Annotated in this window: 15 protein-coding genes; 8 read left to right on the top strand and 7 right to left on the bottom strand. The window is 60.5% G+C overall.

The genetic code is table 11. The features are described 5' to 3' along the window. The first annotated feature begins 5 nt into the window (after nt 1-5). From K3J57_RS14525 to ilvD, 3 genes are all read left to right on the top strand, one after another. Nucleotides 6-2,051 (top strand): NADH:flavin oxidoreductase, encoded by a 2,046-nt coding sequence (locus K3J57_RS14525; RefSeq protein WP_259792773.1) that lies wholly within the window; start codon nt 6-8, stop codon nt 2,049-2,051. A 21-nt stretch (nt 2,052-2,072) separates the two neighbouring features. Next, nucleotides 2,073-4,064 carry an oxidoreductase gene (locus K3J57_RS14530; protein WP_259792775.1) on the top strand — a complete coding sequence of 664 codons (1,992 nt, stop codon included), beginning with the start codon at nt 2,073-2,075 and terminating at the stop codon, nt 4,062-4,064. Between the two features lie 113 nt (nt 4,065-4,177). Continuing rightward, nucleotides 4,178-6,013 (top strand): dihydroxy-acid dehydratase, encoded by a 1,836-nt coding sequence (ilvD, locus tag K3J57_RS14535; RefSeq protein WP_259792776.1) that lies wholly within the window; start codon nt 4,178-4,180, stop codon nt 6,011-6,013. Nucleotides 6,014-6,118: 105 nt separating this feature from the next. Here the strand turns inward: ilvD and tmpB are convergent, their stop codons facing one another. Beyond that, nucleotides 6,119-6,703: a (R)-1-hydroxy-2-trimethylaminoethylphosphonate oxygenase gene (gene tmpB / locus K3J57_RS14540; protein WP_259796452.1), complete on the bottom strand. Its 585-nt coding sequence runs from the start codon at nt 6,701-6,703 to the stop codon at nt 6,119-6,121. Next, nucleotides 6,700-7,845, bottom strand: a complete 1,146-nt coding sequence (gene tmpA, locus K3J57_RS14545; protein WP_259796455.1) for a 2-trimethylaminoethylphosphonate dioxygenase — start codon at nt 7,843-7,845, stop codon at nt 6,700-6,702. Before tmpA ends, tmpB begins: the two co-directional genes overlap by 4 nt. A gap of 114 nt (nt 7,846-7,959) precedes the next feature. Here tmpA and K3J57_RS14550 point away from each other — a divergent pair, with 114 nt between their 5' ends. Further along, nucleotides 7,960-8,817 (top strand): LysR family transcriptional regulator, encoded by an 858-nt coding sequence (locus K3J57_RS14550; RefSeq protein ID WP_259785502.1) that lies wholly within the window; start codon nt 7,960-7,962, stop codon nt 8,815-8,817. Nucleotides 8,818-8,891: 74 nt separating this feature from the next. On the opposite strand, the gene K3J57_RS14555 is transcribed toward K3J57_RS14550, so the two are convergent. From K3J57_RS14555 to K3J57_RS14575, 5 genes are all read right to left on the bottom strand, one after another. Next, nucleotides 8,892-9,665: an enoyl-CoA hydratase-related protein gene (locus tag K3J57_RS14555; RefSeq protein WP_055187508.1), complete on the bottom strand. Its 774-nt coding sequence runs from the start codon at nt 9,663-9,665 to the stop codon at nt 8,892-8,894. Between the two features lie 24 nt (nt 9,666-9,689). Further along, entirely contained in the window at nt 9,690-10,517 is an 828-nt protein-coding gene (locus tag K3J57_RS14560; RefSeq protein WP_259776231.1) for an alpha/beta fold hydrolase, read from the bottom strand. Between the two features lie 3 nt (nt 10,518-10,520). Continuing rightward, nucleotides 10,521-12,182: a PHA/PHB synthase family protein gene (locus tag K3J57_RS14565; RefSeq protein ID WP_259796457.1), complete on the bottom strand. Its 1,662-nt coding sequence runs from the start codon at nt 12,180-12,182 to the stop codon at nt 10,521-10,523. A 220-nt stretch (nt 12,183-12,402) separates the two neighbouring features. After that, complete coding sequence (hutC, locus tag K3J57_RS14570) at nt 12,403-13,101, bottom strand: histidine utilization transcriptional repressor HutC (RefSeq protein ID WP_259773562.1); 699 nt, start codon at nt 13,099-13,101, stop codon at nt 12,403-12,405. Then, complete coding sequence (locus K3J57_RS14575) at nt 13,098-14,462, bottom strand: formimidoylglutamate deiminase (RefSeq protein WP_259792791.1); 1,365 nt, start codon at nt 14,460-14,462, stop codon at nt 13,098-13,100. Before K3J57_RS14575 ends, hutC begins: the two co-directional genes overlap by 4 nt. Nucleotides 14,463-14,532: 70 nt before the next feature. Between K3J57_RS14575 and hutI the strand changes: the two genes are divergently transcribed. The 4 genes from hutI to hutU are packed head-to-tail and all read left to right on the top strand — an operon-like array spanning nt 14,533 to nt 19,761. Further along, nucleotides 14,533-15,741: an imidazolonepropionase gene (gene hutI / locus K3J57_RS14580; protein WP_259796461.1), complete on the top strand. Its 1,209-nt coding sequence runs from the start codon at nt 14,533-14,535 to the stop codon at nt 15,739-15,741. Further along, nucleotides 15,738-17,276 carry a histidine ammonia-lyase gene (gene hutH, locus K3J57_RS14585; RefSeq protein ID WP_259796463.1) on the top strand — a complete coding sequence of 513 codons (1,539 nt, stop codon included), beginning with the start codon at nt 15,738-15,740 and terminating at the stop codon, nt 17,274-17,276. Before hutI ends, hutH begins: the two co-directional genes overlap by 4 nt. Further along, nucleotides 17,273-18,076 carry an N-formylglutamate deformylase gene (gene hutG / locus K3J57_RS14590; protein WP_259792799.1) on the top strand — a complete coding sequence of 268 codons (804 nt, stop codon included), beginning with the start codon at nt 17,273-17,275 and terminating at the stop codon, nt 18,074-18,076. The genes hutH and hutG overlap by 4 nt, the downstream gene beginning before the upstream one ends. Nucleotides 18,077-18,087: 11 nt before the next feature. Further along, on the top strand, nt 18,088-19,761 hold the full coding sequence (hutU, locus tag K3J57_RS14595) for a urocanate hydratase (RefSeq protein WP_259792802.1): 1,674 nt from the start codon (nt 18,088-18,090) through the stop codon (nt 19,759-19,761). Nucleotides 19,762-19,782 lie beyond the last annotated feature (21 nt).

The raw sequence follows: 19,782 nt of genomic DNA on the forward strand, positions 1-19,782 counted from the left end.
GACAGATGTCCAAAGATCCGCTGCTGCAACCCTTTCAGCTGAAACATCTGACCCTGAAAAACCGGATCATGACCACCAGTCATGAACCGGCCTACCCCGAGGACGGGATGCCGAAACAACGCTATGCGGCCTATCACGCGGAGCGTGCCCGGGCCGGGGTGGCTCTTGCGATGACGGCGGGGTCGGCGGCGGTGTCGCGCAACAGCCCGCCGGTTTTCAACAATATCCTTGCCTATAAGGACGAAGTGGTGCCTTGGATCCGGCAGCTGACCGATGGCTGTCATGAACATGGCTGCGCGGTGATGATCCAGCTGACCCATCTGGGGCGGCGCACCCATTGGGCCAAGGGGGACTGGCTGCCTGCCGTGTCCTCGACCAAACACCGCGAACCCGCCCACCATGCCTTTCCGAAACTTGCGGAAGACTGGGACATTGAGAATGTCATCGCCGATTTCACCGACGCAGCCGAGCGGATGAAAGCGGGCGGTATGGACGGGGTTGAAATCATGACCCATGGCCATCTGCTAGATCAGTTCATCTCGCCCCTGTCCAATGATCTGGACGGTCCTTACGGGCGAAAAACCCTGGAAAACCGCCTGCGCCTGACCAATGACATCATCGCCTCTGTCCGCAAACGGGTGGGGGACGACTTTGTTGTCGGCGTGCGGTTTGCACCTGACGAGGCGCAGGCCGGCGGTATCGACGAAGAAATGGGGCTCGAGATCGCCCGGATCTTCGAGGCAAACGGCGATGTGGATTACCTCAATATCAACCGGGGGCGCATCCATACCGACCCGGCCATGACCGACATGATCCCGGTGCAGGGGATGAAAAATGCCCCGCATCTGGATTTTGCCGGGCGGGTCAAGGCGGCGGTCACCCTGCCGGTGTTCCACGCGTCGAAAATTCCCGATGTGGCCACCGCGCGCCACGCCATTGCCTCGGGCCAGCTTGATATGGTCGGCATGACCCGCGCGCATATGGCCGATCCGCATGTGGTGCGCAAAATCATTGAGGGGCGCGAGGATGACATCCGCCCCTGTGTCGGCGCCACCTATTGTCTGGACCGGATCTATGGCGCGGGTGAGGCCCTGTGCATCCACAACCCCGCCACCGGGCGCGAACTGACCATGCCGCATGAGGTCACGCCCGCAGATGAGAAGAAGAAAGTGGTTGTCATCGGTGCCGGCCCCGGCGGTCTGGAGGCCGCGCGGGTTGCAGCTGAGCGCGGCCATGAAGTCATCGTGTTCGAAGCGCAACCGGATCCCGGAGGGCAGCTGCGCCTGGCCGCGCTTTCCCCACGTCGCCGCGAGATGATCTCGATCATCGACTGGCGTATGGCGCAATGTGCTGCGCGCGACGTGGAGTTTCGGTTCAACAGCTGGGCTGAGGCCGAGGATGTGCTGGCGCTGGATCCCGATGTGGTCATTGTTGCCACGGGTGGTCTGCCCAATACCGAACTGTTCGAGCAGCGCGGAGAGGCAGCCAACGTGGTCACCGCATGGGACATTATCGCGGGCGATGTGAAACCCGCAGAGCATGTGCTGATCTATGATGAAAGCGGTGATCATCCGGGGCTGCAGGCCGCAGAAATGGCCGCCCATGCCGGGTCCAAGGTTGAGGTTATGACACCGGACCGCACTTTTGCACCGGACATCATGGCAATGAATCTCGTGCCCTATATGCGCGCGCTTCAGGACAAGGACGTCACCTTCACCGTCACCCGCCGCCTGTTGGATGTGGCCAGGGATGGCAACAAATTGACCGCAACGATCGGCACTGATTATTCGGATTTCACCCGCACGGCGCAATATGATCAGGTGGTGGTGAACTATGGCACCTTGCCGATGGATGAGCTCTATTTCGCACTGCGCGAGGAAAGCTCGAACCGGGGGGCGGTTGATCAGGAGGCGCTGATCGAAGGGCGCCCGCAGACGCTCTTGCGCAACCCGGAGGGCAGGTTCCAGCTGTTTCGCATCGGCGACGCCGTATCCGCACGCAATTGCCATGCCGCGATCTATGATGCGTTGCGGCTGGTCAAGGATCTCTGACGCGGAAACCGGAGTGCGCCAATGCCTTTCCCCCATATCTTCAAACCGGTCCGGCTGCGCCACAAGACGCTGAAAAACCGCGTGGTGTTCGGGGCGCATACCACCAATATGTCCCAAGACGGCCTGCCCGGGGATCAGCATCTGGCCTATTACCGCGAACGCGCCATCGGGGGCGCTGCGATGATTGTGGTTGAGCCGATGCCGGTGCATCCGGCGGCGGTGCTGACCCGTGGCAATTTTCGCCCCTCCACGGATAAGGTGATCCCCCATTTCAGGCGGATCACCGAGGTGGGGCAGGCCCATGGCGCGGTGATGATCCAGCAGCTTTACCATGTGGGCGCGCATGGGGATTGGGACAATTCCTGGCACGCCAACTGGTCACCTTCGGGCGGGCCAAGCTATCACGACAATGATGGCAGCCATGCCATGTCCGAAGCTGAGATCGAAGAGACCATCCAGTCTTTCGTCGATGCGGCTGTCAGATGTCAAAAGGCAGGTTTCGACGGGGTCGAAGTCTGGGCCGCCTATCATTGTCTGATTGACCAGTTCTGGACCCCGTTTTCGAACCAGCGAGAGGACCAATGGGGCGGGTCGCTGGAAAACCGCACCCGGTTTTCGCGTGAGATTCTGAAACGCATCCGGTCTGCCTGTGGCGACAACTTCATCATCGGGCTGTCTGTTGCCGATGAACCGGATGTCGAGGCTGCCCTCAGCCGCGAAGACACCGCCGAGATTGTCGCGCTGCATGATGCGGAGCGACTGATGGATTATGTCACCTGCGGGTCGGGTGGGTATTTCGATTTCTACAAGCTGATGCCCACTTTTCTCTATGGCGAAAAGCTCGGTGTGGATCTGGCAACCCGGCTGAAATCCGTCGTCAAACACGCGCTGGTCACGGCAGAAAGCCATATCCGAACCCCGGAAAATGCCAATACGGTTCTGGGTGCGGGTGAGGCGGACCTTGTCTCTATCGTGCGCGGCCAGATTGCCGATCCGCATCTGGTGGCAAAGGCGGGCGAAGATCGCGCAGAGGATATCCGTGGCTGCCTGTCGTGCAACCAGCAATGCTGGGGACGGCGGGGGCGGGACTACTGGATCTCATGCCTGATCAACCCGTCGGTCGGGCGCGAACATGAATGGGGTGGGGATCGGTTCAGCAAGGTGCAATCCCCACGCAATGTGCTTGTGGTCGGGGCTGGTCCGGCGGGACTGGAATGTGCGCGGGTGGCGGCGGAACGCGGGCACCGGGTCACCTTGGCCGAAGCCGGTCCGGAGCTTGGCGGGCAATTTCGCTTGGCGGGCCTGCAGCCACGGCGCGCGCAGATCAGCGACCTGATCGATTGGTATCAACGCCAGCTCATCGCGTTGGGTGTCGACATTCGCTACAACAGCTATCTGGATGCGGCCGAGATTGCGGCGTTCGGCGCGGATCTTATCGTCGACGCAACAGGCTCTGTTCCGGCTGGAAACGGGTTTCAGAAGGGGTTGGCACATGTCGGCACCCTGCCGGGTATCGAGCGGGGAAATGTGTTCAGTGCCGAGGATGTCATGGCCCGCGATGCCCGTCTGGGGAAGGCCGTGATCGTATTGGACGAAGGGGGCAACTGGCGCGGTATTGGCACCGCCTGGAAGCTGGCCCAGGACGGTCATGACGTGACCATTGTCACCCCGGACCCGGTGGTGGGCAAAGAGTTGTTCCGATCTGCCGCCGATCTTCCGGCACGCAAGCAACTGGCCCGGCTTGGCGTGCGCTTTGTAACCGAAACCGTGGTGACGGGCTGGTCGGATCAGGGGGCTGTCTGCGGGGCCGACTGTGCCAGTATCCTGACCGGAGAGACCTGCCGGATCCCAGCCGACAGCCTTGTGCTTGCCACCGCGGAACGGGTCGGCATGGGGCTGAAGCAGGAATTGCGGGCAATGGGGTTTGACCCGGTTCTGATCGGGGACGCCCATGCGCCACGCAATGCCGCCGCAGCCTTTTACGATGGGCGGCGTGCGGGGCTGGCCCTCTGATCGGACAGTTTGGCGCTGGAAAACAAGGCAAGAGCCACAACTCCGCGCTGGCCTCACCCGGTCATCAGTGCTAATCCCTGTGCCGAAGAATTGACTGCAAGAGGCGAGAAAACATGCCAGCTTACCGTTCCAGAACGTCGACCCATGGTCGTAACATGGCGGGTGCCCGCGGATTGTGGCGCGCGACCGGGATGAAGGATGACGATTTTGGCAAGCCGATCATCGCCATCGTGAACAGCTTTACCCAGTTTGTGCCGGGCCATGTGCACCTGAAGGATCTGGGCCAGATGGTTGCGCGCGAGGTTGAAGCGGCTGGCGGTGTGGCCAAGGAATTCAACACCATTGCGGTGGATGATGGCATTGCCATGGGCCATGACGGGATGCTCTATTCCCTGCCATCGCGCGAAGTGATCGCGGACAGCGTGGAATATATGGTCAACGCCCACTGTGCCGACGCCATGGTCTGTATCTCGAACTGCGACAAGATCACCCCTGGCATGTTGATGGCCGCGATGCGCCTGAACATCCCGGTGATCTTCGTGTCCGGTGGTCCGATGGAAGCGGGCAAGATCGACATTGCCGATCTGGACGCCAAGAAGATCGACCTTGTGGATGCGATGGTTGCCGCCGCCGATGACAGCTTCACCGATGAGCAGGTCCAGCATATCGAAGAAAACGCCTGCCCGACCTGTGGGTCATGTTCGGGCATGTTCACCGCAAACTCGATGAACTGTCTGGCCGAGGCGCTGGGGCTGGCGCTGCCGGGCAATGGCTCGACGCTGGCGACCCACGCGGATCGTAAGGGCCTGTTTCTGGAAGCGGGCCGCAAGATCGTTGAGATCACCAAGCGTCACTATCAGGGTGAAGAAAAAGGCCTGCTGCCGCGCGAAATCGCAACCTTTGAAGCGTTCGAAAACGCCATGTCGCTGGACATCGCCATGGGGGGGTCGACCAACACCGTGCTGCACCTTCTGGCCATCGCCAACGAAGGCGAGGTCGATTTCGACATGACCGACATGGATCGTCTGTCGCGCAAAGTGCCCTGCCTGTGCAAAGTTGCGCCGAACATCCACAACGTCCACATGGAAGACGTGCACCGCGCCGGTGGCATCTTCTCGATCCTTGGCGAACTCTCGCGCGCTGGGCTGCTGCACAATGACGTGCCAACCGTGCATTCCTCCACAATGGGCGAGGCGATCGCCAAATGGGACATCAAGGTCGCCAATAACCCCGAGGCCGAACAGCTCTTTAAAGCGGCCCCCGGCGGTGTGCGCACCACCAAGGCGTTCTCGACTGAAAACCGGTTCAAGGAACTGGACACCGACCGCGAAACCGGCGTGATCCGCTCGGCTGAACATGCGTTTTCGAAAGACGGCGGTCTGGCCGTTCTGTTCGGCAATATCGCCGAAGATGGCTGTATCGTGAAAACCGCCGGTGTGGATGAAAGCATCCTGACCTTCACCGGCACGGCCCATGTCTGCGAAAGCCAGGACGCGGCCGTGAACAACATCCTGACCGGCAAGGTCAAGGAAGGCGACGTGGTGGTGATCCGCTATGAAGGCCCGCGCGGTGGTCCGGGGATGCAGGAAATGCTTTACCCGACCAGCTATCTGAAATCGAAAGGTCTGGGCAAAGCCTGTGCGCTCTTGACCGATGGCCGCTTCTCGGGTGGCACCTCGGGCCTGTCGATCGGCCACGCCTCGCCGGAAGCGGCAGAAGGTGGCGCTATCGGTCTGGTGCAAGACGGCGACAAGATCGAGATCGACATCCCGAACCGCACCATCAATCTCGCCATCTCGGACGCGGAAATGGCCGCGCGCCGCAAAGAACAGGATGCCAAGGGCTGGAAACCCGCCGAGCCGCGCAAGCGCAAGGTCTCGAAGGCGCTGAAAGCCTATGCAATGCTGGCGTCTTCCGCGGCGAAAGGCGCGGTGCGCGTGATCGACTGATCCTGACCATACATCTAAAATGACGAAGGGCGGGTCAACACCCCGCCCTTTTTCTTGCTTGAAATACCTCACGGGGGTCTGGGGGTGTGAAACCCCCAGCCTGCCTCAGCCACAATGCCGATCTACCATCCGCTGCACCATCGGCGCAAAATGCCAGAAATCCGGCGTCTCCATATCGTCGCGCTTACCCGCCTCATCCAGATAGCGCACCGCGATGATTTCCTTGAGGTTCGGGTTGGCTGCAAACTCTGCCACCTCTTCCGCATTCATCGGCCCGCCCTGCAATTCCAGCGTATGGGCCGATGCAGGCGACAGGCGTTTGTAATACTCGGGCTTGGTGGCGCAGAGATAGCGTTTCGCCGCCACGTGATAGCGCACGCAATCGGTGATTACCGAGGGAAAAAACCGCTCCAGCACCTCGGCGCCTGCATCTTCGTGGTGACGGTCCTCGGTGTCATCCGGGTGATAGGTGCCAAATTCCGAGGTGAAATGCCCGATATCATGCAAAAGGGCGCCCACGATGATCTCCTCCGACTGTCCATTCTGCTCGGCAATCGTTGCCCCCTGCAACATGTGCTCGGCCATGGTCACGGGTTCGCCAAGATACTCCTCCCCCCCGCGGCGTTCAAAAATCCCACCGATGAACGCGACGATATTTTCAGGCGTCAGCTGGTCGATATCCGGCTTCATTCTGCGGCCTCCTTCTGTTCGGACCGCACCATCGCATCATAGGTCGACCGCAACCCGTCCTTGTCGGAGTAGCAGCCCTGCAGCCAGCGGGTGCCCTCGCCGGAATATCCCTTGCGGGCGTGCAATACACGCGTGTTGTCGACCACAAACCCTTCGCCAGGGTCGAGCCGGAACGTCACTTCCATTGCCTCGTCATCAATAATCTCACCCAGGCGGCGATAGGCGGCGTAATAGGTCTCCATCTTTTCAAACGGCACGTCGGTCACAGCGGCCAGCGAGCGGTTGTTGAACCGCACCCCAATCAGCTCCCCATCCGGGGCCAGTTCAATCATCGGACGGCGGGAGGTCAGGCATACCCCCTCTTCCCCCGCATATTCGAACCGGGCGCAGTGATCCGCCAGAACGTCGAAATACTCTTCGTTTTCGTCGCGCAGACGCAGGGCAGCGGCAAACCCATCGACCACCATATTCTCTCCGCCAGCGGCCGAGCTTTCGAGGCAATAGAGCACCTGAACAGACGGCACGGGATCTCGGTATGGGTTGTCGGTATGGGCTTGCAGGCCCAACCCGGTGAAGGCAAGGTTTGTCGGATTCACTTCGGTGCGCACCTCGAAATGCTTGCCGTAATTTGTGTCACGCACATAGCCAAACAGATCAACAACCTTGAACAGTGCACCACTTTCCACCGGGCCGTTCACGACCTTGCCAAAGCCGTATTTGGTAACCTTTCCCAGCCAGTCCTTCAGCGCATCGCCCCCTTTGGAAAGTTCGGCAAAATCCCCGACCGGCACATTGTGCATCAAATCGCTGTTCCAGGCTTCAATGCGCGGGCCAAGCCAACCACGGGCCTCGGGCGCCGGTCGGTCATAGGCATTGTCAGCCAGCCAGCCCAGATCGTAAGTGACGGTTTTCATTTCCGGCGTGAAGGTGACAGTCAGCAGACCACGTTCAACCGAGGCCGCAGATATCGCCGTGTTGGCCGGAATGTCACGCAGGGCAACAAGCCTTTGCCCATTGCCGGGCGCGCGGGTGTCTTCATCCCAGGCATTGTCGCGCAGCCACATCGCGTGGAACCTCGTGTCTTCGCCGTTGATGGAAAGGGTGAGAACCTGACCCTGCGGGTCGATCTTTACTTCGGACATCTGGGTTACCTTCCTTGAGTCTCGAATTGAACGGTCTGTTTTCAGATGACAGTGTCGCTGCATCCGTTCATAAGTTCAATTTAGGGAATGCGTATCTGAGGGGGCGTTTTGCTTATGTCAGTATCTCAACTCTCCAATATTCCGCTGGATTGGGTGCGTGCGTTTGAGGCTGCGGCGCGGACCGGCAGTTTCACCGGCGCGGCGCGGGAAACCGGCCTGACGCAAGCAGCGATCAGCCAGCGGATCGGTCAGCTTGAGGCGCGGCTTGGGGTGCGGCTTTTCATTCGGCAGGCGCGCGGGGTGGTTCTTTCGGTCGATGGCGAGGCGTGGCTGCCTTATGTCAGTCACGGCCTGACCACGCTGGACCAAAGCGCCGAAGAGCTCTTTGGTATGCGCCGCAAGACCATCACCCTCTCGGCCAGTGCGTCGATGCTGGCCCATTGGATTGCGCCGCGTCTGGCGGAAATACAGATGCCGGGTGAGGCGCAAATCTCGTGCCAGACCATGGTTTTGTCCGCAGACAGCCTGCGTGAGACACCCATGGTGCGGGTGCGGTATGGCGATGGCAGTGGGGCGTTTGATTACAAGGCCAAGCTGTTTGCAGACGCCCTGTCACCGGTCTGTGCACCACGTTTGATCCGGGGGGGGCGCCGCTGGCAGGACCTGCCGCGCCTCGCGGTGACTGGGCCGCGCGCGGGATGGCAGGCCTGGGCCACCCTGACCGGGGATCCGACAACGCCGGTGCCGCTGTTGCGGTTTGACACATTCACCGCCGCGGTAGCGGCCGCGCGGGCGGGGGCCGGGGTGCTGATGGCCTCTCTGCCTCTGGTGCAGGCGGAGTTGGGAAATGAGCGGCTGCTGCGCTTGTCAGACCATGTCCTGCGCCCGGCGGAAAGTCACTGGATGACGGCGAGCAAGCAGACGGTCAGTAAAAAACAATGGGCGGCGCTGACCGCCGCCCTGTGTATCTAACCTGTGCGTTGAAAGCGTTCCGCAAAAACCTGAAACACTGGTTCGGGGCGGAACGCTTTAGGGTTTCGTGTCTCTTATTCGTCCGGGCGGAAATTTGGCGCACGTTTTTCGACAAAAGCCGCCATACCCTCTTTCTGCGCATGGGTGGCAAAGAGTGAGTGGAACACCCGGCGTTCCCACAATAGCCCCTCGTTCAGGGACAGTTCCTCGGCGCGGTTCACTGCCTCGCGGGCAATCATCGCAACGGGTTTGGCATAGCCTGCAATGGTTGCGGCCTCTTTCATCACATGATCCATGATGTCCGCATCGGGAAGAACCTGCGCCACCAACCCGCAATCCAGCGCCTCAGCCGCGTCCATCATCCGACCCGTCAGATGCAGTTGCATCGACTTGGCACGGCCGATCAGCTTGGTCATGCGCTGGGTGCCGCCGATCCCGGCAATCACACCCAGCTTGATCTCGGGCTGACCGAATTTCGCGGTGTCGCTGGCAATGATATAGTCACACATCATGGCCAGCTCACAGCCGCCGCCCAGGGCAAAGCCGCGCACGGCGGCGATTTTCGGCGTGCGGAATTTGGCAAAGATCTCCCACTCGGCGAAGAAATCAATCTCGGCCATGTCGTCATAGCTCTTGTCCGACATTTCCTTGATGTCGGCGCCCGCAGCAAAGGCCTTTTCGCTGCCGGTCAGGACAAAGCAGCCCACGCTTGGGTCGCGATCCAGCGGGGTCAGCTCCTCAATGATCTCGCGGGCCAGTGCCGAATTCAGGGCGTTGAGTTGTTTGGGTCGGTTCAGCGTGACCAGAACCACACGCCCTTCGCGGGTGATGGTGATGTTTTCAGGCATAGTCGTCTCTGTTTTCGTCAAGTGTCAGTCGTCAAGAAAGGTCGAGATCAGCGGGCCGACCTCGTGGCGTTTGGTGAACATCAGCAGGTGGCCGGCTGAGTAGATCTGCAGCGTGGCGTCCGGGATCATGCTGGCGAGCAGAAGCTGGTTTGCAATGGGAATCAGCCCGTCATACTTGCCCGCGATGATCAGGGTGGGCGTGTTGATTGCACGCAGCCAGGGCAGGCTGGTCCAGCTGCACATGGCGCGCACCTGGGTGAAGTATCCTTCGGGGCTGGGGGCGATGGCGTGTTTTGAATACTCGCGGAATATTTCCGGGTGCAGGATTGCCTCACCGCCATACATCCAGGGGCCGATGAAATTGCCGTAGGTCTTGTTGGTGAAGCGCAGCGGGAACATGATTTCCGACAGTGCAATTGGTGTGCCCCACCAGCTGCCAATGCCCCCGGCCGAGGTGATTGCCAGTGCCAGGTGGCCAATGCGGTCCGGGGCGTCATGGGTCATCTGCTGTGCAAGCGCGCCCCCCCAGGAGATACCGAGAACGTCAAACTGCCTGATCCCCAGCTTGTCCAGCACGGAAAAGGTGAACTGCGCGTAATCGGGAATGGTGGCAATATCGTCGCGCATCTCTGACCGCCCCACGCCGGGCATGTCGATGGCAATCAGCGGGCGAGACCCAAGTTCGTTCAGGATTGGCAGCAGCACTTCAAGTGACTGCCCAAGCCCGTTGCATACCAGAAGCGGGGTCTGGCCGGTCTCCCCCGGTCGATGGAAATAGCGCACGATTGCACCGTCCAGACGCAGGGTATGAACCTCATCAACATCACACTCGCTCATATTCAGGTCCCGCATCCGTTACGCCTTTTCAAGCACATAGGTGCCGGGGGCATCGGCCAGGGGTTTGTGGGTCCTGTTGCCACGTTTGGCCGCAGCCTTGACCATGCCAGAGGGGTTGTTCTCTTCGATCCAGGCGAGCCAGTGCGGCCACCAGCTGCCATCGGTGAGCGTTGCACTTTCTTGCCAGTTGCTGGCGTCGCCATCCGTTTTGCCATCTGCCCAGAACTTGCGGCGGGTTTTGGCCGGGTGATTGATCACCGTGCCCGAAACATGGCCACCGGTGGTCAGCACAAACTCGGTTGGGCCAGTTACCAGCTCCGTGGCCGTAAAGGACGAGGTCCACGGCACGATATGGTCGCCATCAGCCGCAAGGAAATAACACGGCACGTCGATATTGCGTGTATCCACCGGGGTGCCGCACAGGGTCAGGGCGCCCGGTTCGCGCAGTTTGTTGTTCAGATACATTTCTTCGATGAAGAACCGATACCAGTTGGCTGGCAGGTTCGAGGTGTCACCGTTCCAGTAAAGCACGTCAAACGGAGCGGGAGATTTGCCCAGCAGGTAGTTTGACACCACGAAATTCCACACCGATTCGTTCACATGCAGCATTGCCATCGCGTTGGCGATGTCCCGGCCCGGTGCAATATTCTCGGACCCGAGGCGCTGTTTGTAGATCTCGTTCTGGGTCTGGTCGATAAAGACGCCAATCTGTCCGGGATCGGCAAAGTCGATCAGTGACGACAGGAAGGTTGCGGTGCCCAGCTTGGCGCGCAGATCGGCCGGGATCACGGCAAGGGCCGCGATCAGCATCGTGCCGCCATTACACCATCCCAGCATGTCCACATTGTCTGACTTGCTGATCTCGGAGGCCACGCGCAGTGCCTCGAAAATACCGTCGCCCACATAGTCATCCCAGCCGCGATCGCCCATCTCTTTGCTGGGGTTGCGCCAGGACAGCATGAAGACGCTCTGCCCCTGTTCCAAGAGGTAGCGCACCATGGATTTCTTTTCGTTCAGGTCGAAGATGTAGAACTTGTTCACGCAGGGGGGCACGATCAGAACCGGGTTCTTGCGGACCTGCGGGGTCATCGGGTCGTACTGGATCAACTCGATGATATCATTTTGAAAAATGACTTTCCCGGGTGTTGTGGCAAGGTTCTTGCCGACCTCAAACGCCTTTTCGTCAGTGGTGGTGATATAGCCCTTTTGCAGATCTTCGATCAGGTTCTGCATACCGTCCTTCAGGCTTTCCCCATTGGTTTCCATCGCAAGGCGCATTGCCTCGGGGTTGGTCATCAGGAAATTCGAGGGGGACATATTGTCGGCGGCAACGCGGGTGTAAAAGCTCAGCATTTCCTGCTCATGCTTCGGCAGTCCGGCTGCGTCAGCCATATCTGCCATGGCCTTGGCCGTCAGTTCGTAAGACTGGCGCATCAGGGGAAAGATCCCTTCGCTCCATGCCTCAGCCTTAAAGCGGTGATCGCGCGAGGGTTCGGCCTCCTGCCCCGGTTGGCCGGCAGTCATCCAGGCCTGTGCAATGTCGTTTTGATATTGCAGCCAGGTATTTGCCCAGGCCGAAAAGGGGGATTTGTCTTTTGCATACATGGCTTCAAGGGATTTGAAGAACTCATTTGACATATGGGCACCTATCGGGTCGCAGTGGCAGATTGTGACAATCATGCAGGGAAATGCTTCACAAGTGTTGCAGGTTGTCAGTTTCTTGCAATTCCAAGGGACAAAATGCGGGGGGCGTCTGAGCCAAGTTGTGAAGCGGGGCTATTCCGCTTCGTGGTTTTGTAACCACCGTTGGGGCCATGCGGTCCCTGTTTCTCAATCGGCACAGCAAGGTCGCCACAAAGGTGGCGATTTTGGCTTGGTGCTCCCCGCCCCTCGAAACCGGTTAGCTATTGGTCAGAAGCTGATACCCGGGCAGGGTGATTGAGCGCACGGATGTGATCGGATCTGCGCCAATCCAGGTTGTGCGTTCGATCACCAGAAGGGCGCTTCCAGGATCTGTCGCGAGCGTTCTGGCCGTGGCCTCATCGGCGGAAATGGCATAAATCCGCAGATCGAAACGGGTATAGGGTTTGTTGCGCACCAGCCATTCATTTGCACTTTCCCGCGTCAGATCCACGTCCAGAATTTCGGGTGCGGTTTCTATGCTGACCCAGCGGTCTTCGAAAACATATGGCCTGTGATCTGCAAGATGCAGCGCCTGCACCTGCAACATCGAGGTCGGTTCGGCTTGCTCAAGCTTGGCGGTGATGTCTCTGGGCGTGGGGCGCACCTGCTGATCAATCAGCTGATAGCCGTAAACGGCGCCGGTTTCCTCGACCTCAAGGCGGGTGATTGGAATATCAAGCGTGGCCCGGGTGACCGGGTTCGCCCGCACGCGGGTTCCGCCTTTGCGCTTTCGTTCAATCAATCCGATGTCAGAGAGGTCCTGCATGGCGCGTTGCACCGTTGTCCGGGCGCAGCCGAATTGTTCGGCAAGATCTGCATCGCGTGGCAGCTTGTTGCCCGGAGCATAGGTGCGATCAAGGATCTGATCACGGATCCGGTCCCTGACTTCTTTCCAGGACTGGCGGTCTGCGTTCATATTTCCTGCTCCAGCTCTCCCATGACCTTGACGAAATCCATTGTTATACGGTCGCGGGCAAGGTGACGACCGTCTTTTACGACATGACGCCCTGCGCTCCAGATATCGGTGATGCAATCCTGCCCATGCCCGCCGAATATCAGCGTATCCAGCGCCATGTCCCCGCTTCGGTTGGCGCCCCATTCATTGTCCAGATCAAGACCGATAATATCTGCAACCATGCCCGGAGCAAGAACGCCGCAATCCCGTCCCCCTGCCTGAGCCCCACCAAGATTGGCCGCGTCAAACAGCACCCGCCCGGTTGAGCGGTCCTGCGTTGCCAGGGCGGCCCGGCTCCGATCACGCAGGCGCTGAGAATATTCCAGTGTCCTGAGTTCGTCGAAAAGCGCGATATGCACGTTTGAATCAGAACCAAAGCCGATGCGGCCCCCGTCGGCCAGAAACTGGGTGCCGTTGAAAATACCGTCTCCAAGATTGGATTCCGTGATCGGGCAAAGCCCGGCAACAGCCCCGGATCTGGCCAGGGCCCGGGTTTCTGCCTCTGTCATCTGGGTGGCGTGGATCAGGCACCACCGGGCGTCGACATCGTGATTGGCCAAAAGCCATTCGGTTGGGCGCGCGCCCAGATGGGCCACAACCTCGTCAACCTCGGCGACCTGTTCGGCCAGATGCATGTGGATGGGACCCGTCCCCCCAAGCGCGATTGCCCGGGCCATCCCCTCGGCATCAACTGCCCGTAGGGAATGCGGTGCCACACCGATGGCGAAATCCGCGGGGCCGGCTGCCACGGCCTGCGCTGCGCCTTCATGCAGGCGTTGAAACTGATCCGGGTCATTGCCGAAGCGCCGCTGCCCGCCGTTCAGCGGGCGGGCATCACAGCCACCATGCTGGTAAAGCACCGGCAGAAGTGTGAGGCCAATGCCCACATCCTGGGCTGCCGCGACAATCCGTTCGGACATTTCGGCAAGGTTTGCATAGGTCTTTCCGTCCCGGTCATGGTGCAGATAGTGGAACTCCGCCACGGAGGCATACCCGGCCTCAAGCATCTCCAGAAACACCTGGGCCGCGATGGCCTGCACCTGATCCGGAGTGAGCTGATCGAGAAACTTATACATCAGCCGCCGCCAGCTCCAGAAACTGTCGCTTGCATTTGGTCCCCGCGCTTCGGTCTGGCCTGACATGGCGCGCTGGAACGCATGGCTGTGCAGGTTCAATGGGGCCGGGAGCACCAGTGAAGCCGTGGCATTTGCACCGTCTGCGGCCGCTTGGATGTAGGAGATTCGCCCCTTCTCAAGCCCGATCTCAACATTGGTTTGCCAGCCGGTTTTGGTAAGGGCCTGTTTTGCGATGATTTTTTTCATGCCGGGAGTCCATTGACTTAATATGTAGCGTCATATTATTTATATGTAGCTACATAATCAAGGACAAACGATGACCTCGTCCCACCTGCTGACTGACCTGACCATTGCAACCATGGTGCCTGACGTCATGGAGTATGGCCTGATAGAGGGCGGTGTGGTGGCACTCGAAAACGGTAAGATTGCCTGGGTCGGACCGGCCTCTGACTGCCCGTCCCAATATGCCGGATTGCCGACCCAGTCCTTCGATGGGCGTCTGGTGACACCTGCCCTGATCGACTGCCACACCCATATTGTCCATGGCGGCAATCGGGCGCGCGAGTTCGAGATGCGCCTGAAGGGGGCCACTTATGAAGAGGTCGCACGCGCGGGCGGCGGGATCGTCTCAACCGTGACGGCCACCAGAAAGGCGTCGGAAGAGGAGCTTCTGGCCTCTGCCCTGAGATTGGCCGACAGTCTGATTGCCGAAGGCCTGACCACCGTTGAGATCAAGTCGGGTTATGGGCTGGATATTGACACTGAACTGAAAATGCTGCGCACCGCGCGCCGGATTGCCGATGTGCGTCCGGTGCGGGTTCTGACCACATTCCTCGGGGCTCATGCGGTGCCGGCAGAATATGCCGGGCGCGATGACGCCTATATCGACGAGGTTTGCCTCCCCGCTTTGCGCGCCGCCCATGCCGAAGGGCTGGTGGACGCAGTGGATGGGTTTTGTGAGGGGATTGCGTTTCAGCCCGACCAGATCGCGCGCGTGTTTGATGTGGCCCGCGATTTGGGTCTGCCGGTCAAGCTGCATGCCGAGCAATTGTCGAACCTCGGGGGCGCAAAACTTGCCGCCAGTTACGGCGCCTTGTCGGCAGATCATATCGAATATCTTGATGACGAAGGTGTGGGGGCCATGGCCAGCGCCGGCACCACGGCCGTCATTCTGCCGGGCGCTTTCTATACCCTGCGCGAAACCCAGAAACCGCCGATTGCCGCGCTGCGTGAGATGAGGGTTCCCATGGCGCTGGCAACGGATGCCAATCCGGGGTCGTCGCCGCTTACCTCGCTGCTGTTGACGATGAACATGGGCTGCACGCTGTTTCAGATGACCCCGGAAGAAGCCCTGGCCGGGGTGACGCGGAATGCCGCCCGCGCGCTTGGTCTGGCCGATTGCGGTGTGGTCGAAGCGGGAAAACGCGCGGATCTAGCGATCTGGAATGTCGGGCACCCGTCGGAACTTGCCTATCGCATTGGCTTCAACCCCCTACACAAACGTATTTTCGGAGGTCACGCATGAGCGTGCTTGAACTTACCCCGGGCGCAGTCACGCTGGCCCAACTCGCGCAGGTCTACCGGGCGGAAATACCGGTCACTTTGAACCGGGATTGCAAGCCTGCCGTGGAACAGGCTGCCAGCCGGATTGCGGATGCCGCTGCTGGCGATGCAGCCGTTTACGGCGTCAACACCGGGTTTGGCAAACTTGCCAGCCTCAAGATTGCGCCGGAAGACACGGCAACGCTGCAGCGCAACCTGATCCTCAGCCATTGTTGCGGGGTGGGTGAGGCCGTGCCGCGCCGCATGGCCCGGCTGATGATGACATTGAAACTTCTGAGTTTTGGCCGGGGGGCCTCTGGGGTGCGCTGGGACTATGTGACGCTTCTGGAACAGATGCTGGCGCGCGGGGTGACGCCGCTCATCCCCGCACAGGGGTCGGTCGGGGCGTCTGGGGACCTGGCGCCGCTGTCACATATGACGGCGGTGGTGATCGGAGAAGGAGAGGCGGAGTATCAGGGAGAGATCCTGCCAGGGACCAAGGCGCTTGCGAAGGCCGGGCTTGCGCCAATCCCGCTTGGCCCCAAGGAAGGGCTCGCCTTTATCAATGGCACGCAGTTTTCGACGGCCTTTGCGCTGGCGGGCCTGTTTGAGGCCTGGCAGGCCGCTCAGAATGCGCTGGTGATTTCGGCCCTGTCGACCGATGCGATCATGGGGTCAACCGCGCCGTTGCAGCCCGAGATCCATTCCCTTCGCGGCCAACCCGGCCAGATCGAGGCCGCCGCCGCGATGCGCGCCATTCTCGACGGGTCCGAAATTCGCGAAAGCCATCGTGATGATGACACCCGCGTGCAGGATCCCTATTGCATCCGCTGCCAGCCACAGGTGACCGGGGCCGCGATGGACGTGCTGCGTCAGGCGGCAGTGACATTGGAGATTGAAGCAAACGCGGCGACAGACAACCCGTTGGTGCTGACCGAGGCGGGGCTGATCGTGTCGGGGGGCAATTTCCATGCTGAACCGGTGGGGTTTGCTGCTGACATGATCGCGCTTGCGGTTTCCGAGATCGGGGCGATTGCTCAGCGGCGGATTGCCCTGATGGTCGATCCAACGCTGAGCCATGACCTGCCGCCGTTCCTGACCCCCGAACCGGGGCTGAATTCCGGTCTGATGATTGCCGAGGTAACCACCGCGGCCCTGATGAGTGAAAACAAGCATCTCGCCAATCCCTGCGTGACCGATTCCACGCCCACCTCCGCCAATCAGGAGGACCATGTCTCCATGGCCGCCCACGGGGCCCGGCGCCTGATGCAGATGAGTGCAAACCTGAACCGCATCCTGGGGGTAGAGCTGCTTTGTGCAGCGCAAGGCGTGGAATTCCGCGCACCGCTTTTGACCAGTCAGCCCTTGCAGGCCGTTCTGGCCCGGTTGCGGCGTGATGTCGAAACACTTGGGGCGGATCGCTACATGGCGCCTGACATTGAGGCGGCGGCCCGACTGGTGACAACAGGTGCGCTGGTGCGGGCCTGCCAAACGGATTTGCCGGAGCTTGGCGCATGAATGTCTTTGAGGTCATTCGGGGGGACAGCCCAGTAGTTTTAGGCCAGCCTCATGGCGGCACGTTTGTCCCAGAAGGGGTTTTTGCCCGCCTGAATGCCAACGGCCGGGTGCTGGCCGATACCGACTGGCATATTTCGAAGCTCTATGAAGGGCTTCTGGGTGGGGCCACGGTGGTCAGGTCCAATATCCACCGCTATGTGATCGACGCCAATCGTGACCCCGAAGGGGTCTCGCTTTATCCCGGCCAGAACACCACCACGCTGGTGCCTCTGACCGATTTCGACGGGCAGGAGATTTGGGCTGAGGGGCAGCACCCGTCCGAGGATGAGATCGAGGACCGTCGTCAGGCCTACCACGCCCCGTATCACGCGGCGCTGCAGGCCGAGCTGGACCGGGTCCGGGACAGGCATGGTGTGGCGATCCTGTTTGACTGCCACTCGATCCGGTCGCAGATTCCATTCCTGTTTGACGGGGGTCTGCCAGACTTCAATATCGGCACCAATCTGGGCGCGACCTGTGCGCCCAAAATTGAAGCGGCCACACTTGCGGTCTGTGCTGATGCTGACGGTTATTCCTCGGTGACAAATGGCCGGTTCAAAGGTGGCTGGACCACCCGTCATTACGGCCGGCCCGAAACCGGCATTCACGCGATCCAGATGGAGCTTGCCCAACGCGCCTATATGGATGAGGCCGCGCCCTGGACCTACCGCAATGATCGAGCGGACCGGCTGCGTCCGCATCTCAAAACCATCCTGCACAATCTGCACATCCTCGCGCTTTCCGGCGCGTTGACCCGATAAGGAGCTCCCAAGTGACTGATCCTCGTAAAAACACCCGTGACATCTTTCCCCCCACCGGCCCGGAGCTGAACGCGAAAAGCTGGATGACCGAGGCGCCGCTTCGCATGATGATGAACAACCTGCACCCGGATGTGGCCGAGAACCCGCATGAGCTGGTGGTTTATGGCGGGATCGGACGGGCGGCGCGCACATGGCAGGATTTCGACCTGATCGCCGACACGCTGAAAACGCTGGAAGAGGATGAGACGCTGGTGGTACAATCGGGCAAGCCGGTGGCCGTGGTCAAAACCCACTCCGATGCGCCGCGGGTTCTGATTGCGAACTCCAACCTTGTGCCGCATTGGGCCAATTGGGACCATTTCAACGAGCTCGATAAAAAGGGCCTGATGATGTATGGGCAGATGACCGCCGGGTCGTGGATTTACATCGGGTCGCAGGGCATTGTGCAGGGCACCTATGAGACCTTTGCCGAGGCGGGGCGTCAGCATTATGGCGGGGACCTGAAAGGTCGCTGGATCCTGACCGGTGGCCTTGGTGGCATGGGCGGTGCCCAACCGCTTGCCGCTGTTATGGCCGGGGCCTGCTGTCTGGCGGTGGAATGTGATGAAAGATCCGCCGATTTCCGCCTGCGCACCCGTTATGTGGACGAAAAGACCCATTCACTCGATGAGGCGCTTGAAATGATCGCGCGCTGGACCAAGGCGGGCGAGGCGAAATCCGTGGCGCTGATCGGCAATGCCGCCGATATTTTCCCCGAGATTTATAAGCGCGGCGTGCGCCCGGACATCGTGACCGACCAGACTTCGGCCCATGATCCGATCAACGGCTATCTGCCGCAGGGCTGGAGCGTGGCCGAATGGCGTGCCAAGGCCGAAACCGCCCCGAAAGAGGTGGAGAAAGCCGCCCGCGCCTCAATGCGGGTGCAGGTGGAAGCGATGGTTGCGTTTCACGAGGCTGGTGTGCCCACGGTGGATTACGGCAACAACATCCGCCAGATGGCGCTGGAAGAAGGGCTGGAAAATGCCTTTGCCTTCCCCGGCTTTGTGCCTGCCTATATTCGCCCGCTGTTTTGCAAAGGGGTTGGCCCGTTCCGCTGGGCGGCCCTCTCGGGGGATCCGGAAGATATTTACAAGACCGATCAGGCGATGAAGGAGCTTTTCCCCGAGAACACGCATCTTCACAACTGGCTTGATATGGCCCGCGACCGGATCGCATTTCAGGGCCTGCCCGCCCGGATCTGCTGGATTGGTCTTGGCGACCGGCACCGCGCGGGTCTGAAGTTCAACGAAATGGTGGCCTCGGGCGAGCTGAAAGCCCCGGTTGTGATTGGTCGGGACCATCTGGACAGCGGATCCGTTGCCAGCCCCAACCGTGAAACCGAGGCAATGCGCGATGGGTCGGACGCTGTGTCCGACTGGCCGCTCTTGAACGCGCTGGTCAACACCGCGAGCGGCGCAACCTGGGTCAGCCTGCACCATGGCGGCGGTGTCGGCATGGGCTTTTCGCAACATGCCGGTGTGGTGATCTGCGCCGATGGCACGCCTGAGGCTGCGAAACGGTTGGAACGGGTCCTGTGGAACGATCCGGCCAGCGGCGTCTGGCGCCACGCGGATGCCGGATACGACATCGCGCTGGACTGCGCCCGCGAACATGGGCTGCGGCTCCCCGGAATTCTCGGAAACTGAAAATAACCACAACCAACAGGG

This window comes from Aliiroseovarius crassostreae, from assembly GCF_025137635.1.
In the GTDB taxonomy this organism is placed as follows: domain Bacteria; phylum Pseudomonadota; class Alphaproteobacteria; order Rhodobacterales; family Rhodobacteraceae; genus Aliiroseovarius; species Aliiroseovarius crassostreae.